13 protein-coding genes are annotated in these 15,218 nt (G+C 66.4%); 5 read left to right on the plus strand and 8 right to left on the minus strand.

Features of this window, described 5'->3' with window-relative positions; translation table 11 throughout:
• The first annotated feature begins 6 nt into the window (after positions 1–6).
• Genes E3O54_RS06565 through E3O54_RS06575 form a run of 3 tightly spaced genes read left to right on the plus strand, consistent with a single transcriptional unit; the run spans position 7 to position 3,130 of the window.
• Positions 7–882 (plus strand): glycosyltransferase family 2 protein, encoded by an 876-nt coding sequence (locus E3O54_RS06565; protein WP_134401204.1) that lies wholly within the window; start codon positions 7–9, stop codon positions 880–882.
• Positions 879–2,036, plus strand: a complete 1,158-nt coding sequence (locus tag E3O54_RS06570; protein ID WP_134401205.1) for a hypothetical protein — start codon at positions 879–881, stop codon at positions 2,034–2,036. The genes E3O54_RS06565 and E3O54_RS06570 overlap by 4 nt, the downstream gene beginning before the upstream one ends.
• Entirely contained in the window at positions 2,033–3,130 is a 1,098-nt protein-coding gene (locus tag E3O54_RS06575) for a glycosyltransferase family 1 protein (RefSeq protein ID WP_134401206.1), read from the plus strand. The genes E3O54_RS06570 and E3O54_RS06575 overlap by 4 nt, the downstream gene beginning before the upstream one ends.
• On the opposite strand, the gene E3O54_RS06580 is transcribed toward E3O54_RS06575, so the two are convergent.
• Genes E3O54_RS06580 through E3O54_RS06610 form a run of 7 tightly spaced genes read right to left on the minus strand, consistent with a single transcriptional unit; the run spans position 3,106 to position 10,172 of the window.
• Positions 3,106–4,269 carry a glycosyltransferase family 4 protein gene (locus E3O54_RS06580; protein ID WP_166805208.1) on the minus strand — a complete coding sequence of 388 codons (1,164 nt, stop codon included), beginning with the start codon at positions 4,267–4,269 and terminating at the stop codon, positions 3,106–3,108. The genes E3O54_RS06575 and E3O54_RS06580 overlap by 25 nt on opposite strands.
• Positions 4,262–5,884, minus strand: a complete 1,623-nt coding sequence (locus tag E3O54_RS06585; protein WP_134401208.1) for a DUF2142 domain-containing protein — start codon at positions 5,882–5,884, stop codon at positions 4,262–4,264. The genes E3O54_RS06580 and E3O54_RS06585 overlap by 8 nt, the downstream gene beginning before the upstream one ends.
• Positions 5,881–7,167 (minus strand): hypothetical protein, encoded by a 1,287-nt coding sequence (locus E3O54_RS06590; RefSeq protein WP_134401209.1) that lies wholly within the window; start codon positions 7,165–7,167, stop codon positions 5,881–5,883. Before E3O54_RS06590 ends, E3O54_RS06585 begins: the two co-directional genes overlap by 4 nt.
• Positions 7,164–8,132 carry a UDP-glucose 4-epimerase GalE gene (galE, locus tag E3O54_RS06595; protein ID WP_134401210.1) on the minus strand — a complete coding sequence of 323 codons (969 nt, stop codon included), beginning with the start codon at positions 8,130–8,132 and terminating at the stop codon, positions 7,164–7,166. The genes E3O54_RS06590 and galE overlap by 4 nt, the downstream gene beginning before the upstream one ends.
• Positions 8,129–8,512 carry a DUF2304 domain-containing protein gene (locus tag E3O54_RS06600; RefSeq protein WP_134401211.1) on the minus strand — a complete coding sequence of 128 codons (384 nt, stop codon included), beginning with the start codon at positions 8,510–8,512 and terminating at the stop codon, positions 8,129–8,131. Before E3O54_RS06600 ends, galE begins: the two co-directional genes overlap by 4 nt.
• 24 nt (positions 8,513–8,536) lie before the next feature.
• Complete coding sequence (locus E3O54_RS06605) at positions 8,537–9,226, minus strand: glycosyltransferase family 2 protein (protein ID WP_134401285.1); 690 nt, start codon at positions 9,224–9,226, stop codon at positions 8,537–8,539.
• A gap of 43 nt (positions 9,227–9,269) precedes the next feature.
• Positions 9,270–10,172 carry a glycosyltransferase gene (locus tag E3O54_RS06610; RefSeq protein ID WP_166805209.1) on the minus strand — a complete coding sequence of 301 codons (903 nt, stop codon included), beginning with the start codon at positions 10,170–10,172 and terminating at the stop codon, positions 9,270–9,272.
• Between the two features lie 189 nt (positions 10,173–10,361).
• Here E3O54_RS06610 and E3O54_RS06615 point away from each other — a divergent pair, with 189 nt between their 5' ends.
• The gene (locus tag E3O54_RS06615) at positions 10,362–11,759 is read left to right on the plus strand and encodes a hypothetical protein (RefSeq protein ID WP_134401213.1); all 1,398 of its coding nucleotides are present in this window, start codon (positions 10,362–10,364) and stop codon (positions 11,757–11,759) included.
• Positions 11,760–11,842: 83 nt separating this feature from the next.
• Here E3O54_RS06615 and E3O54_RS06620 read toward each other — a convergent pair whose 3' ends face one another.
• On the minus strand, positions 11,843–14,095 hold the full coding sequence (locus E3O54_RS06620) for a hypothetical protein (protein WP_134401214.1): 2,253 nt from the start codon (positions 14,093–14,095) through the stop codon (positions 11,843–11,845).
• Between the two features lie 282 nt (positions 14,096–14,377).
• Here E3O54_RS06620 and E3O54_RS06625 point away from each other — a divergent pair, with 282 nt between their 5' ends.
• Positions 14,378–15,217, plus strand: coding sequence for an ABC transporter permease (locus E3O54_RS06625; RefSeq protein WP_370247459.1), 840 nt, complete (start codon positions 14,378–14,380; stop codon positions 15,215–15,217).
• Position 15,218: the final 1 nt, after the last annotated feature.

Here is a 15,218-nt window from a genome sequence, read left to right on the forward strand (position 1 = left end):
GGCTGTGTGGACCTTGGACTGGTTGTGTCGACGCTCGGCCGTGTCGAGAGCCTCAAGCGACTCTTCGATTCCCTGTCTGGTCAGCTATTGGTGGGTGACACGCTCCTTGTGGTCGCCCAGCGAAACCTGTCTGAAGTGGAGGCCCTCGCATCCGTCTATCGCTCGGAGAGCATGCGAATCATCGTGACGACGTCGCCGCCCGGGGCTGCCCGCGGCCGGAACGCGGGCGTCGCGGCGCTGCCGGCCGACCGGGATCTGCTGCTCAATTTTCCCAATGACACCACCTGGTACCCACCGGGCGCGCTGCAACGAATGAGGCTTCTCCCCGAGAGCTTCCTAGCGGGCGCCCTCACAGTGGTCGACGAGAACGGGCCTAAGTTCGTGCTGCCCGAGCCGGGCGCGGCCCTGACCCGGTGGACGGTCTGGAGCGTGATCGAGATGGGCATCCTGATCCGGCGCAGCGTGTTCGACCGGATCGGGGGCTTCGACCCGGAGATTGGCACCGGCGCCCCGACGCCCTGGCAGGCCGGGGAGGCCACGGACCTGCTCCTGAAACTGATCCGTGCCGGGGAGCACCTCGGCTTCGCCTGGCAGCCGCCCGCGCTCACGGTGGGCGGGATCAGCGACCCGAGCGGGCTCAGCAGCGCGGAACGCCGTCACAAGCTGCGCGGCTACGGCCGCGGGCTGGGACGCCTGGTGACCCGCTGGCGGTATCCGTTGTGGTGGCGGTTCGCGTTCCTCGGCGGCGGTCTGTTCTTCGGTCTGCGCAATCGCGGCACGAACGCCCTCACTGACGGCTGGTGGGTGTTCCTCGGCCGGCTCGAAGGAATGCTCGGGCGCACCCTCGGCCCCGTCGGCACGCTCACCGCGGTGACCCGATGACGGCCGATCTGCCCGCCCCTCTCCGTCTGCGCCGGGCCACACTCAGCCTGATCACCCTGCTCGGGGGTGTATCGGTGGCCGTCATCCCCGCAGCAACGGTCGCCATCTCGTCCCGGCTGTTCAGCCGGCCGGAGCAGGGCGTCATTGCCGTGGCGGTGATGGTGGCCACCTTCGCCGGCCAGCTCACCTTCGCGGTCGTGCTGGAATCCCGGCTCAGCTCGGCGGCAACCGACCGCCGGGTGGTGTTCCCGCTCTGGCTGGCCGGCCTTGCCCTGGTCGCCGCCGTGGTGATCGCCCTCAACGCCACGAACCCGGTCGTGCTCTGTCTCGGCCTGCCTCTGCTGATCGCCGCGCTGGAAGTGGGCCGGGGCGTCTCGGTCGCCGAGCGTCTCGACCTGCGGGAGATCTGGGCATCCATCGCCGTGGGGCTCGGTGCCCTCGCCGGTGTGGCGGCAGCGTTCACCGGCCAGGACTGGGCGCTGATCCCGCTCGTGGCCGGAATCGCCCTGGCCACCCTGGTGCGCTGCTTGCCGGTGACGCACCGGGCCAGTCGCCCCGAGCCGGCCGTGATGAGCTGGGTGGTGGCCGACACGGCGATCACCGGGGTGATCTATCCGCTCCTGAATGTCATGATCTTGACACTGATCGGGCCCGGCGGCGCAGTGCTGTTCACGGCGATCGCGACGGTGTCCGGCCTGCTCGCGATCCCTCTAAACTTCATGCGACTGCGGCTGCTCAAGGAGCATTCCCGCCTCGACATCGTGGTGTCGGCCGGCGCGGTGGTCGCGGCCGTGGTGGTGCTGATGATGCTGGAGCTCACCGGAGTGCTCGGCTTCATCTTCGGCGGCGTCTGGACCGGCTCGGCCGCCGTCCTGCCGCTGGTGCTCGCGTGCGGCTGGCGGGCCGCGTCGCTCGCGACGACGATTCCGTTCGCCGCGCTGCGCCGGATGGGCGAGGTGCGGCTGCTCACCGGGCTGCGCGCCGCAGTCTCCGTCATAGCGTTCGTCCTCGCCGGGATCGGCCTGGCGCTGAACAGCCTATCCGCCGTGTTTCTAGGGCTGCTCATCGCTGAGCTGGCCTCGGCAGTGGTCTACGAGCTCGCGCGACGTCGCCGGGTGCGCGCCGCCGCGCTGGTCGTGGCGGCGGCCGCGTGAGCCGTGTCCTCGTCGATCTGCTCTTCTACACCGGCCGCAAGGGCGGCATGGAGTCGTACGTGCGGGAGGTGTACGGCCGGATCGAACCGGATGCCGGCGGGATCGAATTCATCGGCCTCGCGTCGAGCGAGCTGGCCGGCTCGGACACGTCCTGGTTCCCCGGCGAGATCGTCGATTCGGGCATCAGCGGTGAGAACCGGATCGCCTGGGCCCGCGGTGAGCTCGTCACCGTCGCCCGCGCGGCCCGCCGGCTGCGCGCCGATCTGGTGCACTGTCCGGCAAACCTCGGCCCGGTCTGGTCGCGGGTGCCCGTGGTGCTCACGGTGCATGACCTGCTGCCGTTCCGGCATCCGGAATACGTGCCTGGGGTCTATTCGCGCATTCTCCGCACCATGATCCGGGTGGCCGCGCACGGCGCCCGCCGCGTTCTCACCGTGAGCGTCGCCTCGGCAGAAGACATCGTGCGCTACCTGCGGGTTCCGGCCGCCCGCATCGACGTGGTGCCGCTCGCGGGCAAGGACCCGGCTGCGAACCCGGACCCTGTGCCTCTCCCCCGGTTGCCTGGCCGGCTAATGGCGGTGGGCAACCGGATGCCGCACAAGAACTTCCCCCTGCTGCTGGAAGCCCTCGCCCTGGTCCCCGCCGAGTCCCGGCCGCAGCTGGTGATCACCGGCAGCCACGGCGACGACCCGCTTGCCCCCGCCGTTACCCGGCTCGGTCTGGAGGCGTGGGTGTCACTGCGGGGCTGGCTGAGCACCGAGGAACTCGACCGGTGCTACGCCGAGTCGAGCCTGATCGTGTTCCCGACTCTGTTCGAGGGCTTCGGCCTGCCGGTGCTGGAGGCCATGTCCCGAGGCTGCCCCGTGGTCTGCTCCGATATCCCGGTGCTGCACGAGGTCGCCGGCGACGCGGCCGTGTACGTGACGCCGCAGGATGCCGCCGCCCTCGCGGCGACGCTGTCCCGCCTGCTCGACGACCCGGCCGAGCTGGCGCGCCTGTCAGCACAGGGCCGTGACCGCGCCCGCGCCTTCTCGTGGGCGAAGACCGCCCTGGACACCCTGGCGTCGTTTCAGCGGGCCCTCGCCGAGCGGTAGCGCGCCAGGATCTGGTCGACCGAGGCGCTCAGGCCGTGGCTGACCCGCTCGCGCCGGAACCAGTCGAGCGTGGAGCGTCTCAGGGGCTCGCCGGCCTCGACCGCTCGCACGATAGCCCCGCCAAGTTCGGCGGGCGCCACGGAAAGGGCCACGTAGCCGTTGACGCCGTCGACGACCAGCTCCGCTGCGGCGTTGTCGGGGCCCGCCACCACCACGCTGGGTGTGCCGAAGGCCGCCGCCTCGGCGATGACGAGCCCGAACCCCTCCCGGGCCGACGGGTTGACTAGCACCCGAGCACCCTGCACGAGGTCCCTCAGCTCGTCATCGCTCACCCGGCCGAGCAGCTCGACGGCGGAGTCCAGGCCGAGTTCGGTCACCCGGGCGGCCACGCGGGGCGTTTCCGGGCCGGTGCCCACGATAACCGCGCGCAGGGCCGGAACCTGGCTGCGGGCCTCCCGCAGGGCCGGAATGAGATCGATCACGCGTTTGTCGGCGATGTGCCGACCCACGAAGACCAGGTACGGGTCTTCGGGCCGTTCGGTCGTGGCATCGGGCTCGTCGCCGACGAGGTCGACCAGGCCCAGGGCGACCGGCTGGGCACGGCGCCGATAGCGGCGAAGCCGGGCACCGGTGAACTCGCTGTTGACGGTGTGCAGGTCACCGAGGCGGATGCCCACGGTCTGCAACAGGAAGGCGATCGTTCCCGGCAGCGCGCCGGCGTACTCCCGCCACTTCGGCCACGGCCAGACCTCGAGCCAGTCGGCGACCACGAGTGCCGGCGTGCCGACGAGGGCCAGCCGCACCGCGAACAGGTTCAGCACTGGCAGGGTGCTGACGACCACGACGTCGTAGCTCCCGCGCCGACGGAGGAAGTGGCGAAACAGCGCCGCTGCGAAAGCGATCGCGCTCCGTGGCGTGCGGGTGCCGCGGGCATCGTAGATGTCGCCCTGCCACACCGGCACGATGGTGAAAGGCACCGCCGGGGGCGCATCCGTCGGCCATTGCCGGCGGGTCACGTAGTCGACCGGGCACCGTCGGGCCCCGAAAAGCTCCGCCAGGCGGCGGTACACGCGTTCGCCGCCACCGGTGTTGACCGGGTAGAGGCAGTCGAAGGCGACCGCCACCCGCGGTTCAACCACGGACGGTCTCGGTCTCAGGCTCGGGCAACGCGGATGCATCGGTGTCGGTTTCTGCCTCGGCGGCATCGTCGGCCCGCGCGGATCTGACCGCCAGCCGGCCCGACCACAGCACGAAAAGGAGTGAAACGAGGCCGTAGAGGGCCACCAGGGTCATCGCGCCGAGCGGTGGCTCCCAGTCGGGGTTCTCCCACATTGTGCTGAACGATTCGTCCGTGCCGACCACGTAGCGCCGCAGCACCAACAAGAACGCCCCCAGGCCGTAGACGGCGACGAGGGTGACGCCGATCCAGGTCAGGCGGGTGGACAGGAACGCCAGACGCCGCCCCGAGCGCCCGGACAGGAGCCAGGCGGCCACGAGCGTCACCCCCACGTAGAGGAAGAGCCCGTAGCGGCCCTGCCAGATGATGCCGGTCTGGTGCACGCTGTAGCCCTGCACGAGAGCGGGGACCAGCACCGCGGCAGCCGCAACGACACCCATGGTCACTACGCTGCGTCGGTCCAGTCCGGTGCAGGCGAGCGCCACCAAGATGGCCGTGGCGGCCACGAACGGCCAGTAGTTCGGCCCGGAGAGGGGCGTGTCGAGCCAACCGAAGAACCCGATGGCCTGATGAAAATAGTCCGGCGTCAGGCGGATGACATAGGCGAAGCCCTGCACGAAGGAGGCCCCCACCTGGGGCGCATCCGAGGCATCCGCCTGGCCGGAGAGGCTGCCGCCGCGGAGGGTCCAGAGGATCGAGAACATCCCGCCGGCCGCCACGAAAGCCAGCCCGAGATAGGAGGAACCCGTCGTGAAAAGAGTCTTCACCGCCCGCCAACCTGTGGCCGCGAAGCACAGCCCGACCACGACCACGAGCCACAGCGGCCCCGTCGCTCGAGCGGTGACCAGCACGATCGACGCAACCGTGACGATGAGCCAGAGGTGGCGACGGGATAGCGACGACACCACTCCCGGGTCACGGCCGTCGAAGTGCTGCAGCAGCCGGAGCAGGGAGATCCAGAGCGCGCCGGCCGCAGCGATCTCGATGCCGTTGGGATTAACAGATCCGAAGAGGTACACGACCATGGGCGCCGCGAGAAAGGCCTGCCCGAACGGCAGCCAGCGGGAACGCCGCACCGACATTGCGGATTGGAAGGCCCAGGCCACGAAGACCGAGCACAGCAGGCCGCTGATGATGCGCATGGAGTAGATCCCGGCCGATCCGTCGAGCAGGAGAGTCGGCCAGCCGACGAGGTAGTAGTAGATCGGGTTGTACGCGCTCACCCAGGTGTTGAACGAATCGTTGCCGCCTTCGTCCCCGAGTTCGAACCCGCAGTCTGCGGTCATCTCCGAGTGGAAGAGGTAGCAGACGATCTGCTGGCTGTAGGAATACTCCTCCGGCAGGTCGACGACGGAGTGTTTGACCCCTTCCACGGCGTGCCCGGTGAGGTCACCACGAACCTGTGCGATGGCCTTCGTTGCGTGGGCGTTCTCGTCGGGGACGGAGAAAATCGGGCTGGCCAGCGACCACAGGGTGGCGAGCGTCGCCATCAGGGCGAAGGCCGTCCAGAAGACGGACCGGGTGTGCGCTGGTTCGTGGCGGACGCGGGGCGCCGTCCGGGAAGACAGCGCCCTCATGACACGTCTCGCGGGAGGTGGTCTCGCCGTTGCGCAGACGGCCGCACGACAGACGTGATGTGAATGAACAGACCGGCGGCGGGCCCGATGACCAGAGCTGCAATCACGCGATCACCGATGGCCCAGGGCATCAGCACCGCGCCCATGGCGATGACGGCCGCAACGACCCACCCGGCCGTGTAGGCGGTGTGACTGTCACGGGAAAGAACGGCCGGCCCGGTCACGAAGAGCCCGGCGATCATCCCAGATGCGAACACCAGCGGAACCAGGAGGTCGCTCACCTGCCTCACCGTGTCGCCGAACAGCCAGACGAAGACCTGTTCGCCCCAGAGCGCCGTCATCCCCGCGAAGACCGCAGTACCGATCGCGACGACCGTGAGGAAAAGGACCAGAGCGCGGATGATGCTCGCTTCACGGGACGCAAAGAAGACCAGCAGGTAACTCTGAAATGCAGTGAGTGGCACGAGCAGGGGCGCCCGGAGGAGTGTGATAGCCAGAATGAGAGCGCCGAAATAGGTCCGGTCGACTCCGTCAGCGAACAGCGCGAGGAGCGCCGGGAACCCGGTGACCATCGCCGCCATGGCCGCAGCCGCCAGCATGGTGCGGGAACTGTTCCAGAGCAGGCCGCGATAGGTGCCGTCGACGTACCGTGCACGTGCCAGCCGCTTGCGGGCAACCAGCAGGGCGATTCCCATCGTGATCGGGAACGGTGCGATCACGGCCCAGGCCAGCCGGGTCTGGTCACCGCCGAGCGCGAGCACCGTCAGGACCGCTGCGAGGCGCAGAGCGCCATCCAGGCCCACGATCAGAGCCAGGTCCGCCCAGAGTCCCAGTCCGGAGAGGACCCCGCTGAGGGAGGCGACCGCGACACAGGCCACCGCTCCCACCGCCAACGGCACGACCAGTCCGAGCTGACTCGCCCCGAAAGCCGGGAGCGCCCAGAGCGGGAAACTCACCGCGATCACGATACCGACGATCCCGGCCGCGAGAAGAACGAACTTCGGGACCGGAACGCGGGGCTGCCCCGGTGCCTCGGCGGTGGTGCGTGCGCGGGTGCGCGCCGATACGGCTCGGGTCATCTCCTGTTGAAGGCCGAAGAGACATCCCACGATGAAGTAGAGAACGGCCCAGAAGACAGCGAACACAGAATAGGCAGCGAGGCCGGCCTGCTGGGCCACCGCCAAGGTGACGAGATAACCGGAAACCCCGGCCACCACGGCCGCTCCCCCGATGAGGAGGATGCTGAGCTTTCCCCGCCGGCCGCTGCCGGTGGATTCACTCACCGAAATGATTCCTGGGCGCTCCAAGCTGAGCTCACCATGTCGCTCAGGGAGCGGGTCGCTGACCATCCCAGGACTCGACCGATCTTGTCGACCTCGGCGACCACGGAGGCAGGGTCGCCCGGGCGGGGAGACTCGACGGACGGGTGCAGGTCGGTACCGGAGACAACGGCAACCTCGTTGACCACATCACGCACCGAATACCCCCGTCCTGTCCCGACGTTGAAAACGTCGAAGGCATCGGCCTGCACCTGGAGCCGGGACAGTGCCGCGATGTGCGCATCCGCGAGATCGGCTACATGGATGAAGTCCCTGACACACGTGCCGTCGGCCGTGTCGTACGTGTCGCCGAAGATGACGGGGTTCTTACCCTCGGCCATCTTCTGGAAGACCATCGGTATCAGATTGAGCACTGCTCGGTCGGCCAGCTCGGGCCGGGCGGCGCCCGCCACGTTGAAGTAGCGCAGGCTGATCGCGCGCAGTGGCCGCGCCGCTGTCTCGTCTCGGATCATCCACTCGCCGACGAGCTTGGTCTCGCCGTAGGGGTTCACCGGCCGTGTCTCGTCCGTTTCCAGGAGCGGGACCCCGGCACCGTTGCCGTACACAGCGGCCGAAGATGAGAAGACCAGGCGGGACACCCCCGCCTCGCCCATGGCCGCCAACAGATTGGCCAGACCACCGAGGTTCTGCTGGAAATACCACGTGGGGCGCTGCACCGACTCGCCGACCTGCTTACGCGCGGCCAGGTGCACGACCTCGTCCACATCGTGCTCGATCATCAGGTCGCGAAGGCGTGTGACCGCGGTGTCTTCGGACAACTCCAAACGCACGATCGGCACGCCGGGCACCCGGCCTTCGATGCCGGTGACGACGTCGTCCGCGATCACGACCGACCGCCCCTGCTTGCACAGAAGATCCACGATATGAGCTCCGATGTAGCCTGTGCCACCGGTCACCAGGGTTGTCATGCGGGGTTGACATCTTCCGTCGGGGTTCGGCCTTCGCGCGCCGTGATGGCTTCGGTCAGTGCGATCTGGCGGGCCAGGTCGGTTATCTGCCGGTCGAGTCGCCGGTTGTGAGCGGATGACGTGACGGCGAAGCCGAGGAAGACCACGATCAGCCCGTAGAGGAGCAGGTCCGTTCCGCGGCCGACTCCGAGCACGGCAGCGACCGAGTTGGTCAGGTTCGGGAAGATGACGGCGATGACCGCACTCACCATGACCAGCAACAGAGTCAGACGACGGATGGCCATTCCGCGCGCACCGCGGCGGGGCAGCAGGATCACCAGACCCAGAACCGCGAATACTGTGATCAAGACAACCTTGATCAGGATTTGATTAGCGTCCATGGGGTTCCGTCCCTCGCAGTCCGGTCATTTGAAGATGAGGTCGCTGATAATGTTGACGGAGTTCCAGACGGACTGGCCCTTCGACCTCGAATAGTCCGTATAGATGATGTGCACCGGCTGCTCGGCGTACCGGAGTCCCAGCCGCCCGATTTCGTTGACGATCTCGGAGGCGTGGGCCATCCGGTTCTGGGTCACCCGAATCGAACTCGCCGCCTGGCGAGACAGGGCCCGAAGTCCGTTGTGCGCATCGGTGAGGCGCACACCGGACGTGACGTTCTGGAAGACGACGGCGGCCTTGAGCACCAGCCGTTTGATCGCGCCGGGTTTCGTGCGGTCGTCGAGGAAGCGCGACCCCACCACGATATCCAGCGGCTCCGTCGCCAGGCGCCTGACCATGTCCAGAGCATCCTCGACCCGGTGCTGCCCGTCGGAGTCAAAGGTCACGAAGTACTCTGCCCCCGGGTCGGTGAGCGCATACCGCAGGCCGGTCTGCAGCGACGCGCCCTGGCCCAGATTGATGGGGTGATGCACGACGTGGGCACCGGCCCGCCGTGCCGCCTCGGCGGAGTCGTCGGTGCTGCCGTCGTCCACGCACACCACGTGGGGGAAAGTCTCCCTGGCGTGACGGATGACGTCCCCCACCACGGCTGCTTCATTGAAGAGCGGGATGACGAGCCACGTCTTTTCCGCGACCATCCGGTCCGCTTCGCTCATCGCCGCATCCGTCGGACTAACGCCCTTGGTCGTATCATCTGCCTTATAACCCATCGGACTTGGCTGTGCCTTTCCCACTCGCTTTCGAGCCTAGGCCCTTGCTCCCTGGGGAACGGACCCGGAACAACAGTGCGTAGGCGAACCTTAATGCGCGTTGCGGAAGTGCCCTGAACGCACTTCGGACCAGCAGGTTCGCATACATTCGAGGCGTTCTGATCAGACCGTACGAGCGCAGGTTACGCTGCATCTGCACCTCCGCGGCGAACATCCCTCGGGCGGACCGACGCTTGAACATGGCCGGGTCGGCCCGGAATAGGAGCAGCGGCTCCGCGAGATTCAGCATCGGATAGCCCCCGGCAGCCAGCCGGGCGAACAGGTCGTAGTCCTCCATATTGGGGACATGACGCACGCCGCCGACCGCCAGGGCCGCGTCCCGGTCCAGGAAGAGCGTCGGATTGTTGATCGGGCTGTTGGTCAGAACGTATCGCCGGATCCGTTCTTCCGTGAGCGGCATAACCCGCAGTCCGACGATGTTCTCCTCGTCGCCCTCGAATTCCAGCATGGCGGCGCCGATCGCCGCGTAGTGCCCACCGGAGGCGGCCTGCGCCTGCATTTCCAGCCGGTTGGGTAGGGAGACGTCATCGGCGTCCATCCGGGCGACCCAGCGGTTTCTCGCCGCTTCAATGCCGGCCTGCATCGCGTAGGCCACGCCCCGATTCTGCGCCAGGGAGATTCGGCGCACCCGGGAGTCGACCCCGCCGAGTTCGGCCACGACCGCGTCAAGGCCCGCGCCCAACGGCCCGTCCTCCACGATCAGGATTTCGTCGGCCGGAAGATTCTGTTCCTGCATACTCCCGAGGGCCCTGCGCAGGTGGCCGGGCTCGACTCCGCTGTAGACGGGGATCACCACGGTGATCGGTTCGAAGGATTCGCCGACTGGGCTCACGGTGCTATCCATCCTTCTGTTCGTTGTACCCCTCTGCCGGGGATTATCTGCGCTCACGACTAGGGTCGAAGTACCCATGGTACGTGGCCCACTAGATGGAGCGCGCACCCGTTCACGCCCCATCCGTCTTCCAGATATCGGGGCTGCCGGTATTCTCGACGGAATCCGGGTCGCCTCCGAAAGATTGATATGACCGTGTCACACGAGCAAACCATCACCCCCGCCGCCCCGCCTCAGTCGCGATGGAGGCGCCTCTTCATCGCCCTCTGGGTGCCAGTCGTTCTGGTCATTGCCTCGTTCGGGATGTCAGCCGTCGTGACCGCGAACCACGGACCGGCTCTCTCCCCTGTTGACGAGTGGGTCTATGTCGACTACCTGTTCAAACTCCCCGTTCAGGGCATCGTGCATGAGGGCGAGAAGATCGGCAAGGAAGCCCTCGTCATCATGTCGTGCGACGGCGTCACGCCGTACGGCCCGATGGGCCCGGCGTGCGGCAGCAGCGTCGCAGACCTGTCGGCATTCCCGTATGAGGGCGTCACGTCGGCCGATGCTTACACTCCCGCCTACTTCGCGGTGACGCGTGTGATCGGAGACGCCGTCCACACGCTCACGGGCATCAGCCAGCTCTCGTCATGGCGGGTCACCGGGGCGCTCTGGCTCGGGCTGGCCTCCGTGCTTCTGCACCTCCTACTTCGGCAGTGGCGCATCCGGCGCCCGGTCATCCTCGGCCTTGGGTTGGCCCTGATCGCATCGCCGTTCGCCTGGTGGACCTATACGTATATCAGCACGGACGCTCCCTCCCTCGCCTTCGGCATCCTCATCCTCCTGGCGGCGGTAAAGATCGGCCGGGGCCAGTGGTCCGGGTGGTGGCTCGCGGTGATCTCAACGGCGGCGGTTCTCTTCAAAGTGACGAATGTTCTCGGCGTCTGCCTGGCTGCTCTGTACTTGCTCATACTGTGGCTGCTGGAGCGGAAAGAAACACAGTGGGCAGGCTGGAAGACTCGCAGACCATATCAGCGGAATCGGTCATCGCTCGGGCTACTTTTCTTCGCCGTCCTCGCGCTCGGCGCGTCGGTGGGCGCCCAGCTGGCCTGGCTGGCATTCCGCTCAGCAGAAGCGGTCGGCATCCCCGTCGATCAGGCGATCGGCATTCCGCTCACGCCTGAGGAGCTCGTCTCCCAGGTCGCGACGTTCCTTCCCGGCACAATCACCTCCAACGTCAATATCTCGGGCTCGTCCGACCTTGCCTATGCCATTCCCGGCTTCGTGGTTGCGCCGCTTTCATGGATTTGCGTGGCCGGGGTGCTGGGAGCCTTTTGGGCCCTGCGCAAGGGATCGAAGCTCACCCCTGTGGTGGTGTCTGTGACGATGGCCGCTCTGTTCTTCGCGCCCATGCTCGCAATCATGATCCATGTGACGACCGGCAACTACTTTCCGCTGCCGCCGCGGTACGGAGCCTCGATCCTAGGGTCGTTCCTGCTGCTGGCCGGTCTCACGATCCGGAACCGCTGGGCTGTTGGCATCCTCGTGACCTACTCAGTCGCCCTTTACGCCTACGTTCTCGTCAACGCACCGTTGCTTGCCTGACACGGGCCTGGCGGCAGAGAACTGGCCCCGTGCGCTGTGCGCGCGGGGCCAGTTCTCTGGAAACCACGAAACGGCGGTTCCGGTCAACTCCGCGTTCCACCGGTTCCAGGCGTCCAGGTGAGAACGCCACCGGAGAACGACTGAGTGCACACCGAGGCTCCGTCGCACGTCATCTCAGTCTTGGGCCAACCGATCGAGCCGCCCAGGCCTCCGAGCGCGTTGTAGTACGTGCGCATCTCGCCTCGGAGGGCATAGGCGCCGAACTGCTTCGACGCGGCGATGGCCCCCTTCTCGAAGGTCTGCACCGATCCTCCCCCGTTCGCGGCGACGAAGATCTCGCCACTGGTGGGCCATCCCAGGGCGCCTGTGGGTCCACCGGAAGTCGTGTAGGCACCGTTGATGGCGGTCCCGACGATCGATGCACCCTGTGTCGACGACCAGTACAGCGTGCCGCCCACGAACATCTGTGAACACCGCGAGGCATCGCTGCAGGACTGATCCCCGGTGGGCCATCCCAGCGTTCCGCCTATGCCACCGGCCTGATTGAACGCGGTGCGGATGTCCCCGGTAAGAGCGTGCGCTCCGCCGTTCGCAGACCAGGCGATGGCGCCCTTCTCGAATGCTTCAACCACACCGCCGCCGTTGGCTGACAGTGCCACGACGCCGGACGTCGGCCGGCCGAGTGAGCCGCTTGTGCCACCCAGCTGGTCGTACAGGCCCACCATCCTGGCGTCGACGTAGGCCCCCTGACCAGCGGTCGTCCAGTAGAGCTTCGCACCCTGGAACGATTGTGAGCAGTCGGCTTGTCCGCAGACCTGGTCCGACGTCGGCCAGCCGGCCGATCCGCCGATTCCGCCGACTGTGCCGAAGTAATCGCGCAGGGCACCGGAGAGTACGTGCGCCCCGCCGTTCGGGGACCAGGCGATGGCACCCTTGGCGAATCCCTGCACGCGCCCGCCACCGTTGACGGTGAGCGTCGATGGCGCCGTGGTCGGCAGGCCCAGGCTTCCCGCCGGACCACCGGCAGCCGTGTAGGCCCCCAGCAGTGCGGTCGGCACGAAGCTGCCGCCCGCGGCAGGCGAGGCATAGAACGTGCCTCCGGTAAAGGCCTGCTTGCACAGACCCGTCCCGTCGCAGGTCTGGGCGGCGGTCGCCCACCCGGGTTCGCCGGTGATTCCACCGGCTCGCGCCAGCTGGTTCCGGATCTCCCCGGTCAGGAGCCACGCTCCGGCCTTGGAGGACACGATGGCGCCCTTTTGGAAGCCCTGGACCGTGCCGCCACCGTTCTCAGCGACAACGTTAGGGTCTGTGATCGGCCATCCCAGCGCGCCCGTGATGCCCCCCGCCGCTCCATAGGCGGTGCGGATGGCGCCCGTGAGGACGTACGCGGTGGTGCCGGTTGACCAGGCGATGGCGCCGTTGACGTAGCCGCGAACGTAGCCGCCGCCGTTTGCCGTGTATTTGGTGACGCGCGTCGTCGGAGCACCCAGGTACCCGCCAGAACCGCCGGTACGCTGGTAGGCCCCTTCAATGTAGGTCTCGGGTCCTTCGATCGGAGATCCGAACCAGTCCGAGTACATGCGCCAGAAATTGCGGTTGCCGTACGAACTGCAGGTGTTGCCCGAGCCGTAGAGATTCGAGAGAGCCGGCCCGTTGGGCTGGTACGGCGTGTAGTTGTAGAGCCCGGCCGTGGCCTGGTTCCTGATGTAGACCGAGCTACTTCCGCACGCGGTATTCGGGTGGTACCACACGGCGTTCCAGCGATCAGGAGCGTGACGCCACCGGGTCGGATTGTTGGCGTAGTACTGGAATTGCAGCGCGGCCGCGTAGACTTGGTTGAAGAAGCCGTAGTAACTCGTGTCACAGTCGGCCGTGTCAGGGCATCCGTAGCCGGTGGCGCTGCGATACTGCCGCGCCGACGGCCAATCGTCCGTCACGATCCCCTGTTCCTTTTCGAGCAGAACGATTATTGCTTTCTGGCTGATATCACAAGCAAGGCCCACCTTGGCAATGATCTGCGCGGCGGACTCATTGGCTTGGCCCACATAAGCGGCGCAGTCGTCGGAGACCGCGGCGCGCGTTGGCGTGTCCTGTCGATAGTCCTTCAAACAGACGTAGCCAGCACGACACGTCGGCACCCTCTCATTAAGGAATTGCTGAACCTGGGATGCGCTCATGGCGGACCCGTCGAAGAACAGGTTGTCGCTGATGATGTATGCCGGATCAAAAAAAGAAGCATCGGCAGCCTGGGCAGCTGGCGGCGGAGCGACTGCCATAAGAAGTGCGCCGGCAAGGGCCACCGCCAGCGTCAGCCCAGTCAGGCGTTTGAATCTCACAGGATCTCCATCTTGGTCGGCATGACGCCGGGTTGGCCAGGCGATCCCAGCAGCGAGAGATTCAGGCTCTCGTCGGCTACACCATTCCCCTGGAGGTAAGCAGATCCCAAGGCTATCGACTCACAGGGGATGCGGAGCCTGCAACACGACACGATTTCGCCTAGACTTGTCCAAGTCCGGCCCCACAATCGAGAGTTGTTCATGTCATTGGCACAAGCCCGCGATCGCGAACAGCGAGTTGCAAGGGAGAACCTCAAACCGGTCGGACAGTCGACACATTTTGTGACCGGCACCTGGGCCTCCCTCAAGGACGTCTGGGGCAGCCGCGAGCTGACCTCCCTTCTGGTGCGACGAGAGCTCAAGGCACGTTACAAAGACAGCTCGCTCGGCATTGTCTGGAGCCTCGTCCGACCTCTCGCCCAGCTGCTCATCTACTACTTCGCTATCGGCCAAATCTTGGGCGTAGCACGCAGCATTCCGAGCTTCGCGATCTTCGTCTTCGTCGGGCTCACCACATGGGGGCTATTCGTCGAGATCGTCCAAGGCGGAACGACCTCCATCACCAACAACTCCGGCTTGATCAAGAAGATCTACTTGCCACGTGAGATCTTCCCGCTGGCAAGCGTCGGTGGTGCCCTCTTCAATTTTGGCGTGCAACTCATCATCCTCATTCTGGCCACGATAGTGGCCGGCCAGATTCCTCTTGACTTCAATCTGTTGTACGCCCCACTCTCGCTCGCTGTCCTCATCTCCTTCGCTACCGGGTTGGGGATACTCCTCGCCGGTTTGAACGTCTACTTGCGTGACGTGCAGCACCTTGTCGAGGTGGCGATCATGGTTCTCTTCTGGGCTTCGCCGATCGTTTACTCATTCTCTTTCGTGCACGACAAGCTCCAGGGAAACTGGCTCGAACAGTTGTACCTAGCCAATCCGATTACCGTCGCCGTGCTCGGGATGCAGCGTGCATTCTGGGTGGCCGGCACCACCGAATCCACCTCGCAGAACTGGCCGGACGACCTGGCCATCCGGCTGTGGATCGCCCTGGGCATCAGTATCGTGATCCTCTGGATCGGCCAGCGCATCTTCTCGCGCATTCAAGGCAATTTCGCACAGGAGCTGTAAC

Origin of the sequence: Cryobacterium sp. TMT2-4 (genome assembly GCF_004402575.1) — a bacterium.
Classification (GTDB): domain Bacteria; phylum Actinomycetota; class Actinomycetes; order Actinomycetales; family Microbacteriaceae; genus Cryobacterium; species Cryobacterium sandaracinum.